We start from the raw sequence: 631 nt of genomic DNA, 5'->3' as shown, positions 1-631 counted from the left end.
CTCGGACCGTCAGTTCATCGCCGCGGGCATCCGCCGGTAGTGCTCCAGCACCTCCGGGTCCTGCAACTGCATCCACTGCAGCACCTCGGTGTACGTCGCGCACACCGTCCCGTCCTTCCCGCACGCCTCGCCCATGAACCGCTCCACCGCGTCGCTGAACGCCCCGCCCGCCCAGTCGTTGAAGTGGTTGCCGATCACCACCGGCGCCCGGTTCCCGTTCGCCGCCGCCCGCAGCACCGACCAGTAGGTGTCCACCACCACCTGGGTGAACAGCGGCACGTTCGCCGGATCGGTCCGCTCCTTCGCGCCGACGGGCGCGTACAAGAGGTTGGAGTCCATCATCACGACCTGCTTGCCCAGCGCGGGAACCCGCACCTCCGGCATCGGGAACTCCCACACCCCGTCCCGCACCGACGGCCACTGCACGCCCAGGCTCACGTGGCTGGTGTCGTACACCAGCCCGTGCTGGCGCATCGCCGGGAACGCCTGGTCCCACCTGCCCTCCAGGCACGGCGTGCGCCCGCCCCGCACCGCGCTCGGGTCGAGCTTGAACCCCTTGGCGCGGGCCTTCTCCACGATCTGGAAGAACTGGTCCAGCTCGCTGCCCCAGTCCGCCGAGTCCCAGTCGCCC

General features: G+C 70.4%; 1 protein-coding gene. It reads right to left on the bottom strand.

Annotation, left to right across the window (positions count from 1 at the left end; genetic code table 11):
- Positions 1–9 precede the first annotated feature (9 nt).
- On the bottom strand, positions 10–631 hold a 622-nt coding region (locus tag ABFX50_RS50970; protein ID WP_487047387.1), incomplete at its 5' end, for a polysaccharide deacetylase family protein.

It is taken from the genome of Nonomuraea recticatena (assembly GCF_039533245.1).
Classification (GTDB): Bacteria; Actinomycetota; Actinomycetes; order Streptosporangiales; family Streptosporangiaceae; genus Nonomuraea; species Nonomuraea roseola.
The sequence above is the reverse complement of the archived record's forward strand: the minus strand, read 5'-3'. Positions and strand labels throughout refer to the sequence as shown.